Origin of the sequence: Elioraea tepidiphila DSM 17972 (assembly GCF_000378465.1) — a bacterium.
GTDB lineage: Bacteria > Pseudomonadota > Alphaproteobacteria > Acetobacterales > Acetobacteraceae > Elioraea > Elioraea tepidiphila.
The window spans coordinates 124,639-148,716 of the sequence record NZ_KB899915.1; the positions used below are offsets into that span (position 1 = coordinate 124,639).

A 24,078-nucleotide genomic window follows, 5' to 3' on the forward strand; every position below is an offset into this window, starting at 1 on the left:
CTTCACCCGATCCGGTATGTCCACCTGATCGGGATCTGCGCTACGCGTCACCCTCCACCGGGTCGAGATCGACGCTGACCGTGAGCCCGTGACGCCCGCCGCCCAGGATCACGCCGCGCACGGGCGAAACATCGGCGTAATCGCGCCCCCAGCCGAGCACCACGTGCTCGTCGCGCACCACGAGGTCGTTGGTCGGATCGAGATCGATCCAGCCGTGCTGCGGGCCGAGCCAGCACCCCACCCAGGCATGCGACTGGTCCGCCCCGCGCCGCCGCGACTCGCCCGGACGGGGCCGCGTGCGGATATAGCCCGAGACATAGCGGGAGGGCAGGCCGAGCCAGCGCAGCCCGGCGATCATCAGATGCGCGAAGTCCTGGCACACGCCGGTGCGGCTCGCCAGCACCTGCGTCACGGGCGTCGAGAGTGTCGTGACCCCCGGGCGGAAGGTGAAGTCGGCGCGGATCCGCGCGTTCAGCTCCAGCAGCGCCTCCAGGATCGGCCTGCCGGGCGGGAAGGACTGTGCGACATAGGCGCCGACGGCCGGTTCGGCCGGCGCCATGGCCGTGCCGAAGGCGAACTCCGCCGCCTGCCAGGCATCCCGTCCGCCCCTCGCGGCGGCATCGCGCACCGCCTCCCAGGCCGGCGTCACGCCGGCAGGCGGTGGCGGGAACGCGGCGTCCACCTCGGCGGTCAGGCTTACCCTGAACGAGGCATGCGGCTCGGCCAGGAACAGCCATGTCGTGTGATTGCCGAAATGGTCCAGCGCGTGCGCCGTGCGCGCCGGCGACGGTTCGACGGCCAGCGCGCTCGCGATCACGTGCTGGCCTGGCAGGGGGCGCGGCGTCAGGTGCAGCAGATGCGCCGCCAGATCGACGGCCTCACCGTAGAGATAGGTCGTGACATGCGTGACGCGATACCTCATCCCTCGATCGGCTCCTCGTCGCCGAAGCCCAGCGATTGCGATGCCGGAACGTGGCTGAAATAGCGCCGCGCGATCGCATCGGACAGGGCGGCCACCGCAACGGCGAGCTCCCGCAGGCTGCGCGGCAGTCGCGACGCCTCCAGTGCCGGCTCCTCCGACGAGGCGACGCGCTCTACCATCGCCTCGACCTCGGCGCGGAGCCGCCCGGCCGCCATTGCCAGATCGCCTTCCGGAGCACCACCGACCTCGGCGAGCCGCGCCTCGACATTGCGGAGCTGATAGGCGAGCGCGCGCGGGTTCGACGCGTCCGCGAGCACGAGGTCGAGCACGGGCCCGGGCTGCAGCACCGTCAGATAGCGGCTGCGATAGGTGATGACGCTGTCGCAGAGTTCGAGCGCGAGCCGAAGCCCGGCCTCGATGCGCTGGGGCGGCTGGTCGAGCGCGTGGGCGAGGTCGCGCGCGGTGTGCGCGGCGCGCTCGATGCGCCGGCCGAGATCGAGGAAGATCCAGCCGCCGCCGCGCACCATGTTCTCCGCCGCGATGCCGGAAAGGCCGGCCGAGAAGCGGATGATCGCCGCGGTCGCCGGCGCGAGCGCGTCGAAGCTGCGCGCACCGGCCGCCGCCGCCTCGCGCGCCTCGGCCGAGAGATGCGCGATCGTCGCCCACATGTCGCCGGTCAGCCGGTCGCGCACGGCGCGGGCGAGCCGGAACACCTGATCGAACATCTGCATGACAGGCCGCTGCGGCCGGCATGACTCCATCAACGCGCGCGGCATCGCCTGACCATCCGGCGGCAGCGCGGCCGCCTCCTCGCTGATCACGCCCGCCTCGGCGAGGCAGCGCGCGAGCGTGCGCAGCTCGACGATGTCGTGCGGCAGCAACCAGCCGCGCGTGAGCCGCGTCAGCATCGCGCGCAGGAGCCGTGCGGCGTTCTCGAGCCGCTCCACCTGCCGGCCGAGCCAGTAGAGATCGTCGGCCGCCCGGCTCGGCAGTTCGGCGGCGGTGCGGCGGATCGCGAGCGGCCCGAGCGGGACGAGCGGCACGCCGCCGATCTCGCCCTCCTCACCGGCCAGCACCCAGACGTCCTTGGCGACACCGCGCCGCGGCAGCCGCCCCGCCAGGCGGTCCGCCTCCTCGATCACGCGGGCAAGTCCGCCCGGCATCACGCGCCACGCGCCCGCTCCGTCGGCGAGCACGAACAGGCGCAGCACGATCGGTTTCGGCGCGAGTCCGCCCTCGCCGAGGGACGGAGCGGCCGAGGGTTGGATCGCGCGCGTCGCGGCATACGACCACGGCGCGGCGCGCACGCGATCGAGCAGCGATGCGAGCGCTGGCTCCGGCAGTTCGGCCATGGCTGTGGCGGGCATGGCGCCGTCCAGCGCCGGACGGATCAGCCAGCGCGCCGGATCGGCCTGCACGGTGCGCAGCGACTCCGGCTCGCCGAGCCACAGCGTCGGCACGCTCTCCAGCAGCAGCCGCTCGCCGAGCAGGCGCTCGGCGAGGGCGGGCAGGAAGGCGGCAAGCGCAGGCGCCTCGGCGAGGTGGCTGCCGGGGTCGTTGACCACGCGCACGCCGCCCGCGCGCATCGCATCCAGCAGGCCGGCAACGCCGAGCGTGCTGTCGGGCGCCAGTTCCAGCGGATCGACCAGCCGTCCTTCGACCCGCCGCAGCAGCACATCGACGCGTTGCAGCCCCTTGAGCGTCTTGAGGAACACCTGCCCGTCGCGGGCGGTGAGGTCGGCGCCCTCGACCAGAACGCAGCCGAGTTCGCGCGCGAGGAACAGGTGCTCGAACCAGGTCTCGTGCGCCGTGCCCGCGGTGAGCAGGCCGATGCGCGGATTGTCCGCGCCCGGCGGGGCGAGGCGTTGCAGCGCGTCGGTCCAGAGTTCGAAGAACGGGCGCAGTTCGCGCACCTGCGAGATGCGAAATCCTTCCGGCATGGTGCGCGCGACCATGCGGCGGTTCTCGCGCGCGAAGCCGATGCCGTTCGGCGCGCCGGTGCGGTCGGCGAGCACGCGCCAGGTGCCGTCGGGGCCGCGGATCAGGTCGGCAGCGGCGAGATGCAGGCTCGCCGACGGCGGCGCGGGCGCGCGGCAGGGGCGGAGGAACGCAGGGTTGGGATACACCAGCGCCGGCGGCAGCACGCCCTCGGCGAGCAGGCGTTGCGGCCCGTAGAGGTCGGCGAGCAGCGCGGAGAGGAGACGGGCGCGTTGGGCAAGCCCCGATTCGAGGGCGGCGAACTCCTGTGCCGGCAGGACCATCGGCACGGGGTCGCAGCGCCAGGGCCGTTCGACCGCCATGCCGCCCGGGTCGGCGGGCAGGAGCGTGGTGATGCCTTCTTCTTCGAAGGCGCGGTCGAGGCGGAGCGCGCGGTCGGCGAGGCCACCCGGCGGCAGGCTCGCGAGCATCGCGGCGACGTTGCGCCAGTGCGTCCTCAGCGCGCCGCGGCCGTCCACCATCTCGTCCCAGAAGGGCGGGTTGGGCAGGAGGAGCGGCGCGGCGGCGGAGTCGGAGAGCATGGAGGATCAGAGTAACAAAGCCGGGGGGCCGCAAGGCCCCCCGGCCCCCCCCTGGAGGGGCCCCCTCCCGTTGGTCGGGGGCCGCGTCGCGACCAACGGGAGCGACGCCCTGACGGGGGGTGTGGGGGGCCAATGGCCCCCCACGCTCAGGTTCTTCCTTCCTCCACCGCGTGACACGCGACCTGCACATCTGCGACCGTGCGCAAGCTTGGCACTTCCGCCTTGCAGCGCGCGTTGGCGAGCGGACAGCGCGGATGGAACGCGCAGCCGGGCGGCGGGTCGATCGGGCTCGGCACCTCGCCGCCCACCGGCGTGCGTGCGCGTCCGGTCATCTCCAGATCCGGAATCGCATCGAGCAGCATCCGCGTGTACGGATGCCGTGGCCGCGCGAACAGCGTCTCGCCCGGCGCGAGCTCGACGATGCGGCCCAGGTACATCACGCCGATGCGGTCCGACATGTGCCGCACCACCGCGAGATTGTGGCTGATGAACAGATAGGTCAGCCCGAGCTCGCGCTGGAGATCCTTCATCAGGTTCAGGATCTGCGCCTGCACCGAGACGTCGAGCGCGCTGGTCGGCTCGTCGCAGACCAGGAACTCGGGCGTGGAGGAGAGCGCGCGCGCGATCGAGATGCGCTGGCGCTGACCGCCAGAGAACTCGTGCGGATACTTCTCGCCGTCCTTGGGGCTCAGCTTCACCTGGCTCAGCAATTCTCCCACGCGCGCCTCGATCGCGGCGCGATCACGGATCAGGCCGAAGGCGCGGATCGGCTCGGCGATGATGTCGCGCACGCGCCAGCGCGGATTGAGCGAGGCGTACGGGTCCTGGAAGATCATCTGGATGCGCCTGCGCACCGGTGCCGCGACGGCGCGCGAGGTGAGGCTCGCCATGTCCAGGCCGTCGAAGCGGATGCGCCCGCGGCTCGGCGGATAGAGCCCGACGACCAGCCGCGCGACCGTCGTCTTGCCGCAGCCGGACTCGCCCACCAGCGACAGCGTCGTGCCCTTGGGGATGTCGAACGACACGCCCGCGACCGCCTTCAGGATGCGCTTGCGGTCGCCCTGCAAGACGCGGAACAGCCAGGGCTTGGAGACATCGAAGTCGCGCGCGAGATCCTCGACCTCGACCAGCGCCTTCGTCCTCACGGTCGCGGTCGCGTCAGGCGGCATGGCCGAGCGCCTCATCGCGGCCGGGCGCGGCGTGCAGCCAGCAGGCAGCCAGGTTCGGTCCGTCGGTCTTCATCAGGTCGGGCCGCTCGGTGCGGCAGCGGTCGAACACCTTCGGGCAGCGCGGGTTGAACGCGCAGCCGCGCGGAATGTCGGTCAGCCGCGGCATCGAGCCCTCGATCTGCGTCAGTCGCTCGACCTTGTGCGAGAGCGAGGGGATCGAGCCCATCAATCCGTCGGTGTAGGGATGGCGCGCGTGCTTCACCACCTCGCGCACCGGGCCGATCTCGGCGATGCGGCCGGCATACATCACCGCGACGCGGTCGGCCGTCTCGGCGATCACGCCCATGTCGTGCGTCACCAGCATGATCGCCGTGCCGTGCTCGCGGCAGAGGCGCTTCAGCAGCGCGATCACCTGCGCCTGGATCGAGACGTCGAGCGCGGTGGTCGGCTCGTCCGCGATCACCAGCCGCGGCTCGGCGCAGAGCGCGAGCGCGATCACCACGCGCTGGCGCATCCCGCCCGAGAACTGGTGCGGATAGGCGTCGATCCGCTGCGCCGCGCCGGGAATGCCGACATCCTCCAGCCAGCGGATCGCGCGCGCGCGCGCCTCCTTGTCGCCGATGCCGAGATGGGTCTGCATCGTCTCCACGAGCTGATGGCCGATCGTGTAGAGCGGGTTGAGCGTGGTCAGCGGGTCCTGGAAGATCGCGCCGATCTCCTTGCCCCGGACATGGCGCATCTCCTCGAGCGGGATGTTGTCGATGCGCCGCCCGTTCAGGATCACCTGCCCGCCCGCGATGCGGCCCGGCGGCTCGATAAGGCGGATGATCGAGACGCCGGTGATCGACTTGCCCGCGCCGGACTCGCCGACCACGCCGAGCACCTCGCCCTCGTCGATGTGGAACGACACGTCGTCCACGGCAACCAGCGTGCCGCGGCGCGTCGGGAACTCGACACGAAGGTTCTTGACCTCGAGCAGGGGCATCGCGCGGGCCTCAGCGCAGTTTCGGGTTCAGGGCGTCGCGCAGCCAGTCGCCCAGCAGGTTGACCGACAGCACCATCACCGCGAGCGTGATGCCGGGGAACAGGGTGATCCACCACTCGCCCGAGAACAGGAAGTCGTTGCCGATCCGGATGAGCGTGCCGAGCGAAGGCTGGGTCGGCGGCACGCCGACGCCGAGGAACGACAGCGTCGCCTCGGCCAGGATCGCGAAGCCCAGATTGAGGGTCGCGATCACCAGCACCGGCCCCATCACGTTCGGCAGCACGTGGCTGACCATGATGCGCACCGGCGAGAGGCCGATCACGCGCGCGGCCATCACGTATTCCTTGTTCTTCTCGACCAGCGTCGAGCCGCGCACGGTGCGCGCGAACTGCACCCAGTTGGAAATGCCGATCGCGAAGATCACCACCCAGAGCGCGATCTGGTCGTGCAGCTCGCGCGGCAGCATGGCCCGCACCAGGCCGTCGATCAGCAGCGCGACCAGGATCGAGGGGAAGGTGAGCTGGATGTCGGCGATGCGCATGAGCACCGCGTCCGTCGTGCCGCCGAGATAGCCGGCGATCAGGCCGAGCGAGATGCCAAGGGTCATTGAGAACAGCACGGAGGCGAAGCCGACGAACAGGCTGATGCGCGCGCCATGCATGATGGTGGAGAGCACGTCGCGGCCCTGATCGTCGGTGCCGAGCAGGAAGCGCCAGTTCCCCTCCTCGAGCCAGACGGGCGGGGTGAAGGCGTCCAGCAGATCGAGCGTGGCGAGGTTGAACGGATCGTGCGGCGCGATCCAGGGCGCGAGGAGCGCGGACAGGATCATCGTCAGCGCGACCACCGCCGAGACGACGACGACCGGCGAGCGCGTGAAGGACCACCAGAGATCGGAGTCGAACACGCGCGAGAGGCCACGGGCCGGGGCGAAGGCGGCCATCGTCTCAGCGCCCTCCGGCCGCGCGGAGCCCGCCGCGCAGCCGCGGATCCACCGCGTAGTAGAGCAGGTCGACGATCAGGTTGATGATGACGAACAGCAGCGCGATCAGCAGCAGATAGGCGGCCATGATCGGGATGTCGGCGTTCGCCACCGCCTGGATGAACAGCAGCCCCATGCCCGGCCACTGGAACACCGTCTCGGTGACGATCGCGAAGGCGATGATGGCGCCGAGCTGCAAGCCGGTGATGGTGATCACGGGCACGAGCGTGTTCTTGAGCGCGTGGCCGAAATGCACGGCGCGGTTCGAGAGTCCGCGCGCGCGGGCGAACTTGATGTAGTCGGTGCGCAGCACCTCCAGCATCTCGCTGCGCACGAGGCGCATGATCAGCGTCATCTGGAACAGGCCGAGCGTGATCGAGGGAAGGATCAGCGCGCGCAGGCCGGAGACGGTCAGGAACCCCGTCGTCCACCAGCCGATCGCCACCGTCTCGCCGCGGCCGAAGGAGGGCAGCACGCCCAGGATCACGGCGAAGACGAGGATGAGCAGGATGCCGATCAGGAAGGTCGGCAGCGAGACGCCGATCAGCGAGATCGTCAGGAAGAAGCGGCTGAGCCAGGAGTCGCGGTAGAGGCCGGTATACACCCCCATCGGCACGCCGATCGCGAGCGCGAGGAAGGCGGCCGTGAAGGAGAGCTCCAGCGTCGCCGGCATGCGCTCCAGGATCAGGTCGGAGACGGGGCGGGCGAGCCGGTAGGAGAGGCCGAACTCGAACTGGACCGCATTGTGCAGGAACTCGATGAACTGGATGAAGAAGGGTTGATCCAGGCCGAGTTCGCGCACCAGCGCCTCGCGCTGCGCCTCTGTGTAGTCCTGGCCGAGCATGATCGTCACCGGATCGCCGACATAGGCGAACATGGCGAAACTGATCAGGCTGACCGTCAGCATCACGGGAATGGCCTGGAGCAGGCGCGAGACGATGAAGGCGAACATGGGTCGTTACTGTACCGTCCTGGAAGGACCCTCACCCTGACCCTCTCCCGCGCGGCGGGAGGGGGAACCGGGGGGCCACGCGGCGTCCCCTCTCCCGCGCGGGTGGGAGAGGGGGCGCGGCAAGGGAAGCGGCGACACCGCGCCGCCGCTCAGTTCACCTTCGCCCAGCGCCAATAGGGCTGGTTGTTCGCCATGTGCGGGATCGACACGGTCGAGCGCATCGCCCACGGGATCATCTGGTGGTGCAGCGGGATATGCGGCACGTCCTCGCGGTAGATGCGCATCGCCTCATGGATCGCGGCGGTGCGCTTCTCCGGATCCCCCTCGTTCTTGATGATCCGGGTCAGCTCGTCCATGCGCGGGTTGGAGTAGTTGCCGTAGTTCCAGATGCCGTTCCCCGGCTCGCCGTCCTTCGACGCGAGCAGAGACTGGATCGAGTAGAGCGCATCGAGCGTCGGCACGCCCCAGCCCAGCAGGTAGATCGAGGTGTCCTCGCGCTGGATCTTGGGGAAGAAGTTGGCGAGCGGCATGGCGTTCAGTCGTGTCGTGACACCGACCCGCGTCCACATCGCCGCGACCGCCTGACAGATGGCCTCGTCGTTGATGTAGCGGTTGTTCGGGCAGTCGAGCGTGACCTCGAAGCCCTGCGGATACCCTGCCTCGGCGAGCAGGGCGCGCGCGCGATCGGCGTTGAAGGGCAGGCGCACATCCTGCTCCTTCGAGTAGCCGTTCACCTGCGGCGGGAACAGCGTGCCGGTGACGATCGCGTTGCCGCGCATCACGCGCGAGCGGATCGCCTCGATGTCGATCGCGTGATAGAGCGCCTGGCGCACCCGCAGGTCCTTGAACGGGTTCTTCCCCTTCACGTTGCTGTAGAGAAGCTCGTCGCGCTTCACGTCCATCGCGAAGAAGATGGTGCGCACCTCCGGCCCCTCCAGCACGGTGACGCCGGGGGCGCGACGGAGCCGTTCGAGGTCCTGCAACGGCGGGTCGAGCACGAAATCGACCTCTCCCGACAGCAGCGCGGCGATGCGCGTCGCATCCGAGGTGATCGGGCGATAGATGATCTCGGTGACGTTGCCGTCGTTGCCGGGCTCCTTCCAGCCCCACCAGTCGTCATTGCGGACCAGGACCGTGCGCACATCGGGCTCGCGGATCGACAGCCGATAGGCGCCGGTGCCGTTGGTGTTGCGCACGGTATGCGTCTCCTCGCGCGCACGCGTGTTCTGCGGCTGGCGGACGTTGTTCGCCTCCGACCACTCCTTGTCCATGATGTACACGGAGGCGAACTTGTTCGGCAGGATCGGATCGGGAATCTTGGTGACGATCTCGACTGTGTGGTCATCGACCTTCACCACCTCGGCGACGGTATCGACGAAGATGCCGTAGTTGCTGGTCGGCGCGAGCGCGCGCTGGATCGAGAACACCACGTCATCGGCGTTGAAGTCGTTGCCGTTGTGGAACCTGACCCCGCGGCGCAGCTCGAAGCGCCAGCGCGTCGGCTCGACCTGGCGCCAGGAGGTCGCGAGCCCCGGCTGCAGGCCAAGGTTGCGGTCGCGCATGATCAGCGCGTCATAGATCTGCTGCAGCACCATCGTCACGGTGCCGAGGTTCTGCGAATGCGGGTCCATCGTGTTCGGGTCGCCCGAGGCAGCCCAGCGCACCGTGCGCGCATCGGCATGCGCGATCGAGCCCAGCAACGCGGCCGCAGCCGCGGCGGCCAGGAGATGCACTCTCATCGGTCGGTCTCCCAGATGCGGGGGCGGTTGCGTCCGCCCGGATCGGCCAAACCTAGCGGAACGCCGCGTCCGGCAGAAGCCGTCGCTTGGCGGGGTGCCTGCGGCGCCCGCTCTTGCTATGCAAGGCGCGCCGGGTCGAGAGGAGAGGTCGTGGCGCGCGAGGAGCAGGGGCAGTCTCCCGGGGCGGATGCCCGGATCGAGGTGCTGGCGAAGAACCCGCTGTTCGGCCGATTGCCGGCCGAGGACATCGCCCGGCTGGCGGGCTATGCGCATGTGCGGCCGATGCGGCGGGGCGAGACGCTGTTCCGCCGCGGCGACCCGGGGGCCGGGCTGCTGGCCGTCCTGCAAGGCAAGGTCCGGGTCGTGCTGCCGTCGGACGACGGCAAGGACATCGTGCTGAACACCATCCGCGCCGGCGAGGTGGTCGGCGAGATGGCGCTGCTGGACGGGCGGCCGCGCTCGGCCGATGCGGTCGCGCTGACCGACGGGCGGATCATGACGCTGGATCGGCGCGAGGTGCTGCCGTTGCTGGAGGCGCATCCGAAGCTCGCGCTGGCGGTGATCGAGGTGCTGTGCGATCGGCTGCGGCGCACCTCGACGCAGGTCGAGGAGCTGATGTTCCAGCCGCTGGAGGTGCGGCTCGCGCGCGCGCTGCTGCGTCTGGCGGCGGCGCAGCGGCTGGCCTCCGTCGCGATCACGCAGAAGGAGCTGGCCGAGGTGGTGGGTGCCAGCCGCGAGAGCGTGAACCGGCTGCTCAAGGCGTGGGAGGCGGAGGGGACGGTGTCGCTGATCCCCGGCCGGGTGACCATCCGCAACGCGGCGGCCATGCATACGCTGGCACGGGAGACCGAGTGAGTCCCCGGCGGCCGCACGGCCCCCGACCAACGGGAGGGGGCCCCAGGCGCAGGGGGTCCGGGGGACCAGCGTGGTCCCCCGGCGTGTTCGCTATAGTCCGTCGATGAGCAGCTTCGCCGGCGTCTTCCCCTACCTCGTCTCCCCCATCGCCGCCGACGGCACGGTGATCGAGACCGAACTCCGCCGCCTGGTCGATCACCTGATCGACGCCGGGGTGCATGGCCTGACCCCGCTCGGCTCGACCGGCGAGTTCGCCTATCTCGACTGGGCGCAGCGCCGGCGCATCGTCGAGATCGTCGTCGCGCAAACCGCTGGCCGCGTGCCGGTGGTCGCGGGCGTCGCCGCCACCACGACCGCCGAGGCCGTGCGCCAGGCGCGCGATTTCGCGGCGATCGGCGTGAACGGCATCCTCGCCATCCTCGAGGCCTATTTCCCGATCCCCGAAGCCGGCGTGGTCGCCTATTTCACCGCCATCGCGGACGCGACCGAGCTGCCGGTGGTGCTCTACACCAACCCCACCTTCCAGCGCTCCGACCTCTCGCTCGCCGCGATCGAGACGCTGTCGCGCCATCCGCGCATCGGCCTGATCAAGGACGCCTCGACCAACACCGGCCGGCTGCTGTCGATCCTGAACCGCACGGAAGGGCGGATGGGCGTGTTCGCCGCCTCGGCGCACATTCCGGCCGCGGTGATGATGATCGGCGGCAAGGGCTGGATGGCCGGCCCGGCCTGCGCGATCCCGCGCGAGAGCGTCCGGCTCTACGAGCTCTGTCGGGCGGGGCAATGGGACGCGGCGATGCGCCTGCAACGCGCGCTCTGGCGCGTGAACGAGCTGTTCGCGGCGCACTCGCTCGCGGCCTGCATCAAGGGCGCCTTGCAGCTCCAGGGCTTCGCGGTCGGCGACCCGCTGCCGCCGCAGGCGCCGCTCTCGGCGGAGGGGCGGGCGGCGGTGGCGAAGGCGCTCGCCCTCGCGGCCCAGGCGCTGGCGGTCAGTCCGCCGCCGCCATGACGCGCGCCTCCAGGCGCAGCGCCTCGTCGTGGATCGTCTCCCAGATGCGCTGCGCCGCCTCGGGGTCGAGGCCGCGCTGCCCGGCGCGCGCGGTGACGCGCGCCAGCACGGCGGCGAAACGACGCGGCGTCAGCGGCGGGATGCCGTGCGGGCGTTTGAGGCGCGCCGCCTCCGCCACCGCCGCGAAGCGCTGCGCCAGGAGATCGACAAGGTCGTCGTCGAGCGCGTCGATGCGGGCTCTGACCTCGGCAAGGATTGCGTCGCCTTCACCTGGTTCGCTGCTCATCCCGGCACCTGCAAGAAAAGGATGACCGGGGGGCCGCAAGGCCCCCCGGACCCCCCAAGGCTACCTGAAGCCCTGCGCCACCACATAGGTCTCGGCGCTCTCCTTGCGACTGGCCGGCGGCTTCGCATGCCGCACGCTCGCGAAGCGTTGCTTGAGCGCGGCCAGCATGTCGCGCTCGGAGCCGCCCTGGAACACCTTGCAGACGAACGCCCCGCCGGGCGCCAGCACCTGGAGCGCCACGTCCATCGCGATCTCGGCCAAGGCCATGATGCGCAAGTGGTCGGTCGCCGCGTGACCCGTCGTGTTCGGCGCCATGTCGGACAGCACGATGTCGGCCTTGCCACCTAAAGCGGCGACCGCCGCGTCGGCCACCGCCGGGTCGGTCAGGTCGCCGCGCAGCACCGTCGCCCCGGGCACCGGCTCCATCGGCAGGATATCGACCGCCACCACCCCGGGACCGGCGCGCTCGACCGCCACCTGGGTCCATCCGCCCGGTGCGGCGCCGAGATCCAGCACGCGCGCGCCCATGCGCAGCAGCCGGAACCGATCATCGAGCTCGATCAGCTTGAACGCCGCGCGCGAGCGGTAGCCCGCCGCCTGGGCCTTGCGCACATAGGGATCGTTCAACTGGCGCGACAGCCAGCGGACCGAGGATGGGTCCTTGCGCCGCGCCCCGCGAACCCTGACGGTGAGGCCGCGCCCGCCGCCGCCGCGGCTCATGCCGCCGGCGGGCGGGCGGCCGGGAGCGCGCGTGGCCGGTAGGGCCGCCCGCTGTGCCGGCGTCGGTCCGCGCGCATCAGCCGGATCAGCATCCCCTCGCGCAGGCCGCGATCGGCGACCGTCACCCGCGCGGCCGGCCACAGCCGGCGCATCGCCGCGAACACCGCGCAGCCGGGCAGCACGAACTCCACCCGCCCCGGGCCGACGCACGGATGCTCGAGCAGCCCCGGCCGCCCCATGGCGCAGAGCGCGGCCAGCGCACCGTCCGCCTCCGCGCCCGACAGCGTGTGCCCGTCGATGAGCGCGCGCGAGTAGCGCGGCAGGCCGAGCGCCACCCCGGCGAGCGTCGTCACCGTGCCCGAGGTGCCGATCAGGCGCACGCCGCCACGGCCGATCTCGTCGCCGATGCGGTGGATCTCGTCGAAGGGGCGGAAGGCGGCGACGGCGTCCTCGACCATCGCGCCGAAGCCCTCAACGGTGAAGGCGCGCTCGCCCCAGCGCTCGGCCAGGGTGACGACGCCGAGCGGGACGGAGGCGTAGCCGATCACCTCCGAGGGCGCCTCGCCGGGCCGGCGCGCGCGCAGCCAGGCGAGCTCGGTCGAGCCGCCGCCGATGTCGAACAGCAGCGCGCGGTGCTCGGGCCCGGCCAGCAGCGAGGCGCAGGACTCGACGGCAAGCTCGGCCTCCTCGCGGGGGCCGATGACCTCGAAGTCGATGCCGGTGGTCTCGCGCACCCGGGCGAGGAACCCCTCGCCGTTGGACGCCTTGCGGCAGGCCTCGGTCGCGACCGCGCGCAGCCGGTGCGCCGGCCGGCGCGCCAGCCGCTCGGCGCAGAGCGCGATCGCGTCGAGCGCCCGCTCCATCGCCGCCTCGCAGAGCCGCCCGGTGGTGGCCAGCCCCTCGCCGAGCCGCACCATGCGCGAGAAGCTGTCGATCACCCGGAAGCCCCGCGTCAGGGGCGTGGCGACCAGCAGGCGGCAGTTGTTGGTGCCGAGATCAAGCGCGGCGTAGAGCGGCGGGCCGGAGTCGGTCCGCATATGGGAGAAGCCGGGCATCAGGGCGGCGGGGGTCCTGCGGTCCAACATGTATGATCGTGCGGCAGGCGCGCGCGGGCAAGAGAATTGCAACAGGCCCGTGCGTGATCGAGTGGCAGGTGAGCGCGCACGGGCCGATCGCACAGGGAGCGCGCACGGCGCTATGGCGTCAGGCCGAGGCCGCGTCGCCCAGGCGCCGGCGCCGGTCCTTCCACATCGAGAAGCCGAGCGAGAGGACCATGAGCGCGAAGATCACGAGCGCGCCGGGGTGGTTGAGGATCTCGCGCCAGTCGCCGCCCGCCATCTGGTAGGCGCGCAGCAATTCGGTCTCGATCAACCGCCCGAGCAGGAGTCCCACCACGACGGCGGCGACCGGATAGCCGAAGCGCGAGAGCAGCCAGCCGAGCACGGCGAACACGTAGAGCGTGATCGGTCCGGCCGCGGAGCCCTCGATCGCGAAGGCGCCCATGGTCGCGACCACCAGCACGCAGGGGATCAGGATGCGCAAGGGCAGGCGCACGATGGTCGAGGCCGCGAACACGAACGCCGTGCCCACGAACACCAGCAGCACGGCCTGGGCGAAGTTCGACAGGATGATCGCGTAGACGATGTCGCGGTTCTGGTCGATGAAGCGCGGGCCGCCGACCACGTTGTGCATGGCGAAGGCGGCGAGCAGGATCGCGGTCGCGCCGCCGCCGGGGATGCCGAGCGCCAGCATGGTCGCCATGGCCCCGCCCTCGGAGCTGGAATTGGCGCTCTCGGAGGCGATCACGCCCTTCGGGTTGCCGGTGCCGAAACTCGCCCCGTCCTTCGCCGTGCGCCGCGTCTCGGCGTAGGAGAGCAGGTTGGCGATCGAGGAACCGACGCCCGGGATCGCGCCCACCATCGCGCCGATGATCGAGCCGCGCAGCAGCACGCCCGGGTAGCGGAACACCAGCGCGCAGCCTGCCAGGATGCGGCCGAGGCTGATCTTCCGGTCCTGCTCGGACTCGACCAGGAAGGTGGCATTGACGAGGCCGAAGAGCTGGCTCGCCGCGAGCAGCCCCACCATGGCCGGGATGGTCGGCACGCCGTCCAGCAGCCAGGGGATCCCCATCGTGCCGCGCATGTAGCCGGCGGTGTTCATGCCCACCGTGCCGATCAGCACGCCGATCGCCGAGGCGAACAGGCCACGGCTGATCGATGTGCCGCCGAGCGAGCCGAGCAGCACCATGCCCCAGACCGCGATCGCGAACATCTCGTAGGGGCCGATCATCAGCACGAGCTCGGCGAGCGGCTGCACCAGCACGAACAGCACCGCATAGGAGGCGAGCACGCCGAGGCAGGAGGCGAACAGCGCCGCGCCGAGCGCCTCGTTGTGCCGGCCCGCGCGCGCCATCGGGTAGCCGTCGAAGGTGGTCGCGACCGCCGAGGAGGTGCCCGGGATGCCCATCAGCACGGCCGGCACCGAACCGCCGAACCCGGCCCCTGTGTAGACCGAGGTCAGGAAGATGATCGCCGGCAGGAAGTCCATGTAGAGGGTCGCCGGCAGCACCAGCGCCATCGCCATCGACACCGACACGCCGGGCAAGGCGCCGAAGACGAGGCCGATCAGCAGGCCCGGGATGACCCAGATCCAGGCATCGAGCGAGCCGGCGAGCAGCGCGACCGCCGAGCCCGCCGCCGGAAGGTCGATCATGGCGCGCTCACAGGATCGCGGTGACGAGCGGGTAGGGGATCATCGCCTTGAAGGCGACGATCACGGCGGCGACGAAGACCGGCGGGAACAGCGCCAGCATCAGGGGCCTCCGCTCGCCGCCGATCGCGAGCGCGACGGTCACGAACGCCCAGGCGGCGATGTCGTAGCCGATGCGCTCGAGCCCGAGGATGAACAGCCCGAAGGTGCCGACCAGCGCCAGCACCTTCAGCCGCTCGGGCCAGGTCTGGGCGGGTGCCTCGCCGGAGCGGTCGCCGCGCAGGCAGGCGAGCGCGATGATCGCCCAGAGCACAACCACCAGGACGGCGGTCGGCTGGAGGAACAGCAGGTTGTGCGGGTGCAGCGACACCCCGCGCGCGTCGATCAGATAGGCGACCGCGGCGGCCGCCAGCGCGGTGACCAGGGCGAGATGGCCCCAGGCGATCCGCCGCTCAGCCGATGGCTCCATCCGACCGTTCCCCCAGGCGGTAGGGGCGGGACCGTGCGGTCCCGCCCGCGCGTCAGGCCTGCTTCAGCAGGTCGACGTATTTCTGCATCGTGTTGAAGGCGTTGAGATAGGCGCGGTTCGACGCCTCCGGCCCGTACCAGGTGGTGGCGAGCTGCTGGCCCTTCAGCGCCGCGACGCATTCGGGGTCCTTGGTGGCGCGCTCGATCGCGCTTTCGAGGATCTTGTAGCGGTCGGGCACGCGCTCGACGAAGCGGCGCAGCACCACGAAGCCGCGCTGCGAGCCCTCGACGAACTCGGGCATGATGTTGGCCGCCTTCGCGTGGTCGGCCCACAGCGGCGCCTCGGGGAAGAACTCCGGATCCCTCTGGTCGGAGAACACCATCAAGGGCTTGATGCGCTCACGCAGCGGCAGGAAGCCCTCGCCGCCGACGAAGCCGACATCGACATGGCCGCCCACGGTCGCGGTGCGGGCCGGGCCGCCGCCATCGGCATAGGTGATGATGCGCGCGCGGTTGCGGTCGATGCCGTGGCCGGCGAGGAACAGCGCGAGGTTGACGAAATCGGCCGAGGCCGGCTGCACGCCCAGCGTCAGGCTGCGCGGATTCGCCTTCAGCGCCGCCACCACCTCGTCGATCGTGTTGATCGGCTTGCTCGAGGCCGTCGCGGCCAGGGTGGCGTCGCGCGACGGCAGGTTGATCATCCAGAAATCCTCGGCCTTGTACTGCGCGTTCTGCAGCAGGATGGTCTGCGGAATGAACGGCGCGGCCGAGTGCACCATCACCATGTAGCCGTCATCCGGCTGCTGGAGATAGAACATGTTGCCGAGCATCGTGCCGCCGCCGGGCCGGTTCACCACCGTGACGGGCTGGCCGAGATGCCGGGAGAGGAACGGCGCCATCGCGCGGGCGTAGCGGTCGTTGTAGCCGCCGGTGGCGAAGGGGACGAGGATGGTCACCGGCCGGTCGGGGTAGGTCTGGGCGCGCAGCGGCAGCGGCGCGGCGAGCGCGGCGCCGGCGGCGAGGCCGAGCGCGGTGCGGCGCGAGATCGTGGGCTTTCCCGACGTCATCCTGGAACTCCTCCCGAGAGCCGCGCGGCGCTGCGCGGCATTGCCGACATGCTTGCGCCGTTTCTCTAAGGGGTCAAAGTGTCAACCGTCAACGGTTGGCGATCATGGACAGGACAGACGCGCCGCGCCCGGACGGCCCGCCCTCCCTGGCCTGTCAACGGTTGACACTTTGTGAACGGAGAAGAACCCTCCCCGCGTCATGTCCGTCCCCTCGCCCCCCGCCCCGGCATGAGCGACGCCTCGCCGCCCCCGCGCCCCGCGCTCGCCACGGCCGCCTCGGCCGGGCGCCTTGCCCCGATCGCGCTCGCCCTGGTGCTCGGCGTGATCGGCGGGACCGTCGCCTGGCAGCTCCGCGTGCCGCTCGCCTGGATGATCGGGCCGATGGTGGTGACCGCGGCGGCGAGCCTCGCCGGCTGGCGGCTCCAGCAGATCCCGATGGGCCGCGAGCTCGGCCAGGCCGTGGTCGGGGTCGCGATCGGGCTCCGCATGACGCCGGCCGTGCTGGTCAGTGTCGCCGAACTGACACCGGCGATCGCGGTGGCGACGATCGGCGTGCTCGCCACCACGACGGCGGCCGCCTTCCTGTTGCGCCCGCTGGGGCGGGTCGATCCGCGCACCGCCTTCTTCGCCACCGCCGCCGCCGGCATGGCCGACATGGCTCTGGTGGCGCGGCGCTACGGCGGCGACCCGGACGCGGTCGCGACCGTGCATGCGATCCGCGTCGCTGGGATCGTGCTGGTGGTGCCGGTCCTGGTGGTTGCCTTCGGTACCGGCGGGACGATCGAGGATTTGCCGCCCGCGGGCGCGCATCCGCTCGCGCTGGTCCCGGTGCTGGGCCTCGCCGTGCTGTGCGCCTATGCGCTGAAGCCCCTCGGTTTCCCCAACCCCTGGCTGGTCGGGCCGATGCTCGGCACCGCCGCCTTCGCCGCGATCGATCCGTTCAAGGCCGCGGTGCCCTGGATCGCGCTGGTGCTCGCCCAGCTCGCGATCGGCATCGCGCTCGGCACGCGGTTCCGGCGCGAGAGCCTGGCACGGCTGCCGCGCGTGGTGATGGCGGCGGTGGTGATCGCGGCGCTGCTGATCGTCGCTTCGGCCGCTGGCGGCGCGCTGCTCGCGGCCGCCACGGGGCTGCCCTTCGCGGTCGCGTTCCTCTCGCTCGCCCCGGCCGGCATCACCGAGATGGTGCTGACCGCGAAGATCATGCGGCTGGACGCGACCGTGGTGACGGCGTTCCAGATCGTGCGCATCGCCCTGATCGCCTCGACGGTGATGGTGATGTTCCGCATCTACGGATGGATCGCGAGGAGGGTGCATGGATCTCCGATATGACGGCCGCCGCGTGCTGGTGGTGGGCGCCTCCGCCGGCATCGGCGCGGCGACCGCCCGCCTGCTCGCCGAGGAAGGGGCGAGCGTCCTGATCGCGGCGCGCGGGCAGGCGGGCATCGAGGCGGCGGCGGATCGGATCGGCGAGGCAACGGGGCGACGCCCCGCGACCGCCGTGGCGGACATCACGAAGCCCGGCGAGGCCGAGCGCCTGGTCGCGGCCGCGCGCGAGACGCTCGGCGGGCTCGATGCGGTGATCGACTGCGTCGGCGGCTCGATCCGCGCTTCCTTCGAGGCGCTGACCGATGAGGACTGGCTCGGGAACTACGGCTTCAACGTGCTCTCGGCCGTGCGCGTGGTGCGCGCCGCCCTGCCCCTGCTGCGCGCAGGGCGCGCGCCCGCGATCGTCATTCTCGGCGCGGCCTCGGCACGCATGCCCTATCCCAACCAGGTGGTCTCGAACGTGCACAAGGCCGGGCTGCTCGCGCTCGTGAAGACGCTCGCGGGCGAGCTCGCGGCCGAGGGGATCCGCGTCAACAGCGTCGCCCCGGGGCGCACGCTGACAAGGCTCTGGACCGAACGCGCGGACCTTCTCGCCGCGGAGCGCGGTGTGACGCGCGAGACGGTCATCGCGGAGTTCGCGCACGAGATTCCGCTCGGCCGGTTCGGTGATCCGGACGAGGTCGCGGCCATGGCGGTGTGGCTCGCGAGCCCGCGCGCGGGCTATGTCACCGGCCAGACCGTGAACGTGGACGGCGGGATCGCGCGCGGGCTGCTGTAGCGCCCATGGTTTCGCGCACAGGCGCCACACCGGCCCTGCGCGCGGCGCCGTCCGCACAGGAGTCGGACTTCGGTGCGGACGGTATCAATGCGTCACGATCGCGCCCGTGGGCTGGGGCGTGTCGAACACGTGGTCGGCGAACGCCTCCTCCCACGTGCCCTGGGTCGCCGCACGGCTATACTCGGTCGCGCGGTTCTCGAAGAAGTTCGTGTGCTCGATCGCGTTCAGCATCTCGTCGAGCCAGGGCAGCGGGTTCTTCGTCTCGGCATAGATCGGCTCGAGCCCGAGCTGCACCAGCCGGCGGTCGGCGATGAAGCGGATGTAGCGCTTCACCGACGGCGCATCGAGTCCCTCCACGCCGCCGAGTTCGAAGGCGAGGTCGATGAAGGCATCCTCGTGGTGCACGATGGTGCGGCAGATCTCGACGATCTCGGCCTTGAGCCCGTCCGTCCAGATCTCCGGATTCTCAGTCACGAAGGTGCGGAACAGGCGGATCACGCTGAGGCAGTGCAGCGTCTCGTCGCGCACCGACCATGACACGATCTGGCCCATCCCCTTCATCTTGTTGAAGCGCGGGAAGTTCATCAGGATCGCGAAGGAGGCGAAGAGCTGCAACCCTTCCGTGAACGCACCGAAGGCGGCGAGCGTCTTGGCGATCTCGGCCTTCGAGTCCACCCGGAAGGTCTGCATGTAGTCGTACTTGTCCTTCATCTCCTTGTACTTGAGGAAGGCCTGGTACTCGATCTCGGGCATGCCGATCGTGTCGAGCAGGTGGGAATAGGCGGCGATGTGGATCGTCTCGATGTTCGAGAACGCCGACAGCATCATCAGCACCTCGGTCGGCTTGAACACCTGGGCGTAATGTTTCATGTAGCAGTTGTTCACCTCGACATCCGCCTGGGTGAAGAAGCGGAATATCTGGGTGAGCAGGTTGCGCTCGGCCTTGGTCAGCGCCTTGTGCCAGTCCTTCACATCGTCGGCGAGCGGCACCTCCTCCGGCAGCCAGTGGATGCGCTGCTGGGTGAGCCAGGCGTCATAGGCCCAAGGGTAGCGGAACGGCTTGTAGACCGGGTTCTCGGTGAGAAGGTCGAGGTGGCGCGCCGCGCCGTTGTTCTCTGACATTGCAATCGTTCCTCAATGCGGGGGAAAGGGCCGGAAGGCCCTTTCCCCCGGACCCCCTATCCCATGACCTCAGCGCCGGCCTTCACTGGCAGGCGAGACACTCCTCGTAGTTCCGCGCCTGCGCGGCCGCCGCCACCGGCAACGGCGCTGCGTCGTTCGCCGCCTCCACCCGCACCGCCTTCTCGCTCACCGTGTCGGCGCGCTGGATCGACAGCGACCGGCAGTAGTAGAGGCTCTTCATCCCGCGCTTCCATGCCTGGAAGTGGATCTGATGCAGGTCCCGCTTGTGCACGTTCGCGGGCAGGAACACGTTCACCGACTGGCTCTGGCAGATGAAGGGCGTGCGATCGGCTGCATGCTCGATCACCCAGCGCTGGTCGAGCTCATAGGCCGTGCGGAACACCGCCTTCTCGTGCTCGTCGAGGAAGTCGAGATGCTGCACCGAGCCCTTGCTGACCGTGATCGAGGTCCAGGTCTCGTCGTCGTCGCGCCCCTTCTCGGCGAGCAGCGACGCGAGCGCGCGGTTGCGCACCGCGAACGACCCCGACAGCGTCTTCTGCACGAACACATTGGCCGCGATCGGCTCGATGCCGGGCGAGGCATTGCCGGCGATGATGCTGATCGACGCCGTGGGCGCGATCGCGATCTTGTTCGAGAAGCGCTCCATGATCCCGTAATCGGCGGCATCCGGGCAGGGTCCGCGCTCCTCCGCCAGGACGCGCGAGGCCGCATCGCACTGCGCCTTGATGTGGCGGAAGATGCGCAGATTCCACACCTTGGCGATCACGCTCTCGAACGGCACGCGCTTGGCCTGCAGGAACGAGTGGAACCCCATCACGCCGAGGCCCACCGAGCGCTCGCGCATCGCCGAGTAGCGCGCCCGTTCCATCGTGTCGGGGGCGGTGTCGATGAAGCTCTGCAGCACATTGTCGAGGAAGCGCATCACGTCCTCGATGAACAGCGGATCGCCGTGCCACGCATCCCAGGTGTCGAGGTTCAGCGACGACAGGCAGCACACCGCCGTGCGCTGCCGGCCGTGATGGTCGATCCCCGTCGGCAACGTGATCTCGCTGCACAGGTTCGAGGTCTTCACCTCCAGCCCGGCGAGCTTCTGGTGCTCGGGGCGCGCGTTGTTCACGTGATCGGAGAACACGAGATAGGGCTCGCCGGTCTCGATCCGCGCCGTCAGGATGCGAATCCAGAGCGCGCGCGCCGACACCCGCCGCACCACCGACCCGTCCTTCGGGCTGGTGAGCGCCCATGGCTCGTCCGCCTCCACCGCGCGCATGAACGCATCCGGTACCAGGATGCCGTGATGCAGGTTGAGCGCCTTGCGGTTCGGATCGCCGCCCGTCGGCCGCCTTATCTCGATGAACTCCTCGATCTCCGGATGGCTCACCGGCAGATAGACGGCCGCCGAGCCGCGCCGCAGCGAGCCCTGGCTGATCGCGAGCGTCAGGCTGTCCATCACGCGGATGAACGGGATCACGCCCGAGGTCTTGCCGACCGCGCCGACCTTCTCGCCGATCGAGCGCAGATTGCCCCAGTACGAGCCGATGCCGCCGCCCTTGGCGGCGAGCCACACATTCTCGTTCCAGAGCCCGACAATGCCGTCGAGCGAATCGGAGGCCTCGTTCAGGAAGCACGAGATCGGCAGGCCGCGCGTGGTGCCGCCGTTCGACAGCACAGGGGTCGCCGGCATGAACCAGAGCTTCGACATGTAGTCATAGAGCCGCTGCGCGTGCGCGGCATCGTCGGCGAAGGCGGAGGCCACGCGCGCGAACAGGTCCTGATACGACTCGCCCGGCATCAGATAGCGGTCGTCCAGCGTCGCACGGCCGAAATCGGTCAGCAGCGAATCGCGCGTGCGGTCGACCCGCACGGCATGGCGGCCCGGAAGCTGCACGGTATCGAGCGGCACGACATCGAGCACGAACGGTCCCTCCCACGGCGACGGGGTCCGGATTGACGCACAACTACCGGGCGAGGATCAAGATGTTGGGGGATGGACTCTACTGACACACGAGATGCGGTAGATGTACGTGACTTGTCCACAACATGCGCGGAGACGCATACCGGCTCGCCCAACCGAAGTTCTTGTTATGTTCACGAGCGCGGCCCCGAGCGTCAACCCGGCGCGGCATTCATCCCCACGATCCCCGCAATCCGCGGCAACGGCAGTGTCGTCCCCGCCATCCACAGGCCGATCGATCCACAGGTCGCTTCCGCCGCGCGGTGCCCGGCCACAGGGCGCCGCGCGCGATCACGACCGCGTTCGCGTCGGGGCGCCGTGACCGCCAAACATTCGAATCCGCTGAGTGCCGGGCGCTGGTGGAGCCAAGGGGAGTCGAACCCCTGACCTCGTGAATGCCATTCACGCGCTCTCCCAACTGAGCTATGGCCCCAGCCGGCAGGGCGCGGACCATACCCACACGCCCCCCGCCCCGCAAGCCCGACCACGCGCTTGCCGACCCGCCCCGCAGCCCGCGACTATCACCGCTCCCGAGGGGAGGAGACGGATGAGCGAAATCCTGTGGCAACCCGACGCCGAACGCATCGCCGCAACCAACCTGTCGGCCTTCCGCCTCTGGCTCGCCACCACCCGCAACACCCCGCTGCCCGACTACCCCGCCCTCTGGCGCTGGTCGGTCGAGGACATCCCCGGGTTCTGGACCGCGCTCTGGGACTTCGCCCACCTCATCGGCGAACGCGGCCCCACCGCGCTCGAGAACCCCACCGCCATGCCGGGGGCGCGGTTCTTCCCCGACTCGCGGCTCTGCTATGCCGAGACCATCCTGCGCCATGCCGGCGATACGCCGGCCATCATCTTCCGCGGCGAGGACGGAACCCGCATCGCCTGGTCGCGCGACGAACTCCGCGCCCAGGCCGCGGGCTTCGCCGCCGGCCTCGCCCGGCTCGGCCTGTTCACCGGCGAGCGCGTCGCCGCCTACTTGCCGAACATCCCCCACGGCATCGCGGCGATGCTCGGCACCAATGCCGCCGGCGGCACCTGGTCCTCGTGCAGCCCCGATTTCGGCCCCGCCGGCGTGCTCGACCGCTTCGGCCAGATCGAACCGACCGTGCTGGTCGCCGCCGACGGCTACCGCTACGGCGGCAAGACCTTCCGCAACGCGGCGCGCATCCGCGAGGTGATGGCCGGGCTGCCGAGCGTGAAGCGCCTGGTGATCGTGCCCTTCATCGACGACGCCGAGGCGCTGGAGATCCCCCGGGCCCTGCGCTGGGACGATTTCTGCGTCGCAGGCGCGCCGCTCGACTACCGGCGCCTGCCCTTCGACCATCCGCTCTACATCCTGTACTCCTCCGGAACGACCGGCAGGCCGAAATGCATCGTGCATGGCGCCGGCGGGGTGCTGCTGAAACATGCCTGCGAGCACCTGCTGCACACCGACCTCAAGCCCGATGACCGGCTGTTCTACTTCACCACGCTGGGCTGGATGATGTGGAACTGGCAGGTCTCGGGGCTGATGGCGGGTGCGACGCTGCTGCTGTTCGACGGCAACCCGTTCCATCCCTCGCCGGGCGCGCTGTTCGACATCGCCGAGCAGGAGCGCATGACCATCTTCGGCACCTCGGCGAAGTACATCGACGGCATCGCCAAGGCCGGGCTGAAGCCGCGCGAGACGCACGACCTCTCGGCGCTGCGGGCCATGCTCTCCACCGGCAGCCCGCTCGCGCCCGAGAGCTTCGACTACGTCTATCGCGACGTGAAACGCGATCTCGGCCTCTACTCGATCTCGGGCGGCACCGACATCGTCGGCTGCTTCGCGCTCGGCAACCCGGTCGCGCCGGTGCGGCGCGGCGAGCTCTCGACGCGGGCGCTGGGCTGCGCGGTCGAGGTGTTCGACGAGCGCGGCGCTCCCGTGCGCGGGCAGAAGGGCGAGCTCGTCTGCCTGAAGCCCTTCCCCTCGATGCCGGTGATGTTCTGGAACGATCCGGACGGCGCACGCTACCGCGCGGCCTATTTCGAGCGCTTCCCCGGCGTGTGGCACCACGGCGACTGGTGCGAGCTGATCGAGCACGAGGACGGCACGGCGGGGCTGGTGATCACCGGCCGCTCCGACGCCGTGCTGAACCCGGGCGGGGTGCGCATCGGCACCGCCGAGATCTACCGCCAGGTCGAGACCCTGCCCGAGATCCAGGAGGCGCTGGTGATCGGCCAGGACTGGGACAACGACGTGCGCGTGGTGCTGTTCGTGCGCATGAGGGACGGGCACGTGCTGGACGACGAGCTGCGCAACCGCATCCGCCGCACCATCCGCGAGAACGCCTCGCCGCGCCACGTGCCGGCGAAGATCATCGCGATCGCCGACATCCCGCGCACGCGCTCGGGCAAGATCACCGAGCTTGCGGTGCGCGACGTCGTGCATGGACGGCCGGTGAAGAACGTCGAGGCGCTGGCGAACCCCGAGGCGCTGGAGCTCTACCGCAACCTGCCGGAGCTCGCGCAGTAGC

General features: G+C 70.4%; 20 protein-coding genes and 1 tRNA gene. 5 read left to right on the forward strand and 16 right to left on the reverse strand.

All coding sequences use genetic code 11. The features are described 5' to 3' along the window. Positions 1-40 precede the first annotated feature (40 nt). The 7 genes from F563_RS0106480 to F563_RS0106510 form a co-directional block, all read right to left on the reverse strand. Positions 41-922, reverse strand: a complete 882-nt coding sequence (locus F563_RS0106480) for a transglutaminase family protein (RefSeq protein ID WP_019013842.1) — start codon at positions 920-922, stop codon at positions 41-43. Next, complete coding sequence (locus tag F563_RS0106485) at positions 919-3,441, reverse strand: circularly permuted type 2 ATP-grasp protein (RefSeq protein WP_019013843.1); 2,523 nt, start codon at positions 3,439-3,441, stop codon at positions 919-921. The genes F563_RS0106480 and F563_RS0106485 overlap by 4 nt, the downstream gene beginning before the upstream one ends. Before the next feature lie 146 nt (positions 3,442-3,587). Continuing rightward, the gene (locus F563_RS0106490) at positions 3,588-4,610 is read right to left on the reverse strand and encodes an ABC transporter ATP-binding protein (RefSeq protein WP_019013844.1); all 1,023 of its coding nucleotides are present in this window, start codon (positions 4,608-4,610) and stop codon (positions 3,588-3,590) included. Further along, positions 4,600-5,595, reverse strand: coding sequence for an ABC transporter ATP-binding protein (locus tag F563_RS0106495; protein ID WP_019013845.1), 996 nt, complete (start codon positions 5,593-5,595; stop codon positions 4,600-4,602). The genes F563_RS0106490 and F563_RS0106495 overlap by 11 nt, the downstream gene beginning before the upstream one ends. Before the next feature lie 10 nt (positions 5,596-5,605). Beyond that, the gene (locus F563_RS0106500; protein ID WP_019013846.1) at positions 5,606-6,535 is read right to left on the reverse strand and encodes an ABC transporter permease; all 930 of its coding nucleotides are present in this window, start codon (positions 6,533-6,535) and stop codon (positions 5,606-5,608) included. Positions 6,536-6,539: 4 nt separating this feature from the next. Next, a complete protein-coding gene (locus F563_RS0106505) occupies positions 6,540-7,526 on the reverse strand; it encodes an ABC transporter permease (RefSeq protein WP_019013847.1) in 987 nt (328 codons plus the stop codon). A 149-nt stretch (positions 7,527-7,675) separates the two neighbouring features. Continuing rightward, positions 7,676-9,265, reverse strand: coding sequence for an ABC transporter substrate-binding protein (locus tag F563_RS0106510; protein WP_026299378.1), 1,590 nt, complete (start codon positions 9,263-9,265; stop codon positions 7,676-7,678). Between the two features lie 150 nt (positions 9,266-9,415). On the opposite strand from F563_RS0106510, the gene F563_RS0106515 reads away from it, so the two are divergent. After that, the gene (locus F563_RS0106515; RefSeq protein ID WP_019013849.1) at positions 9,416-10,120 is read left to right on the forward strand and encodes a Crp/Fnr family transcriptional regulator; all 705 of its coding nucleotides are present in this window, start codon (positions 9,416-9,418) and stop codon (positions 10,118-10,120) included. 103 nt (positions 10,121-10,223) lie between these two features. Then, positions 10,224-11,129 carry a dihydrodipicolinate synthase family protein gene (locus F563_RS0106520; RefSeq protein WP_019013850.1) on the forward strand — a complete coding sequence of 302 codons (906 nt, stop codon included), beginning with the start codon at positions 10,224-10,226 and terminating at the stop codon, positions 11,127-11,129. Here the strand turns inward: F563_RS0106520 and F563_RS0106525 are convergent. From F563_RS0106525 to F563_RS0106550, 6 genes are all read right to left on the reverse strand, one after another. Next, entirely contained in the window at positions 11,110-11,415 is a 306-nt protein-coding gene (locus F563_RS0106525) for a chorismate mutase (RefSeq protein ID WP_019013851.1), read from the reverse strand. The two genes, F563_RS0106520 and F563_RS0106525, sit on opposite strands and share 20 nt — an antisense overlap. Before the next feature lie 60 nt (positions 11,416-11,475). Further along, positions 11,476-12,135, reverse strand: a complete 660-nt coding sequence (locus F563_RS0106530; protein ID WP_019013852.1) for an RlmE family RNA methyltransferase — start codon at positions 12,133-12,135, stop codon at positions 11,476-11,478. Next, the gene (locus F563_RS0106535; RefSeq protein WP_019013853.1) at positions 12,132-13,190 is read right to left on the reverse strand and encodes a Ppx/GppA phosphatase family protein; all 1,059 of its coding nucleotides are present in this window, start codon (positions 13,188-13,190) and stop codon (positions 12,132-12,134) included. The genes F563_RS0106530 and F563_RS0106535 overlap by 4 nt, the downstream gene beginning before the upstream one ends. 148 nt (positions 13,191-13,338) lie before the next feature. Continuing rightward, positions 13,339-14,847 carry a tripartite tricarboxylate transporter permease gene (locus F563_RS21820; protein WP_019013854.1) on the reverse strand — a complete coding sequence of 503 codons (1,509 nt, stop codon included), beginning with the start codon at positions 14,845-14,847 and terminating at the stop codon, positions 13,339-13,341. Between the two features lie 7 nt (positions 14,848-14,854). Then, entirely contained in the window at positions 14,855-15,313 is a 459-nt protein-coding gene (locus tag F563_RS0106545) for a hypothetical protein (RefSeq protein ID WP_019013855.1), read from the reverse strand. Positions 15,314-15,365: 52 nt separating this feature from the next. Then, positions 15,366-16,379 (reverse strand): tripartite tricarboxylate transporter substrate binding protein, encoded by a 1,014-nt coding sequence (locus F563_RS0106550; RefSeq protein WP_019013856.1) that lies wholly within the window; start codon positions 16,377-16,379, stop codon positions 15,366-15,368. 228 nt (positions 16,380-16,607) lie between these two features. Here F563_RS0106550 and F563_RS0106555 point away from each other — a divergent pair, with 228 nt between their 5' ends. After that, entirely contained in the window at positions 16,608-17,708 is a 1,101-nt protein-coding gene (locus F563_RS0106555) for an AbrB family transcriptional regulator (RefSeq protein WP_019013857.1), read from the forward strand. Beyond that, positions 17,692-18,483, forward strand: coding sequence for an SDR family NAD(P)-dependent oxidoreductase (locus tag F563_RS0106560; RefSeq protein WP_019013858.1), 792 nt, complete (start codon positions 17,692-17,694; stop codon positions 18,481-18,483). The genes F563_RS0106555 and F563_RS0106560 overlap by 17 nt, the downstream gene beginning before the upstream one ends. Before the next feature lie 84 nt (positions 18,484-18,567). Here the strand turns inward: F563_RS0106560 and F563_RS0106565 are convergent, their stop codons facing one another. From F563_RS0106565 to F563_RS0106575, 3 genes are all read right to left on the reverse strand, one after another. After that, complete coding sequence (locus tag F563_RS0106565) at positions 18,568-19,605, reverse strand: ribonucleotide-diphosphate reductase subunit beta (protein WP_019013859.1); 1,038 nt, start codon at positions 19,603-19,605, stop codon at positions 18,568-18,570. A gap of 82 nt (positions 19,606-19,687) precedes the next feature. Then, the gene (locus tag F563_RS0106570) at positions 19,688-21,538 is read right to left on the reverse strand and encodes a ribonucleoside-diphosphate reductase subunit alpha (RefSeq protein ID WP_019013860.1); all 1,851 of its coding nucleotides are present in this window, start codon (positions 21,536-21,538) and stop codon (positions 19,688-19,690) included. 396 nt (positions 21,539-21,934) lie between these two features. After that, positions 21,935-22,010: transfer RNA gene (locus F563_RS0106575), tRNA-Ala, on the reverse strand. 114 nt (positions 22,011-22,124) lie between these two features. Between F563_RS0106575 and F563_RS0106580 the strand changes: the two genes are divergently transcribed. Then, entirely contained in the window at positions 22,125-24,077 is a 1,953-nt protein-coding gene (locus tag F563_RS0106580) for an acetoacetate--CoA ligase (RefSeq protein WP_019013861.1), read from the forward strand. Position 24,078 lies beyond the last annotated feature (1 nt).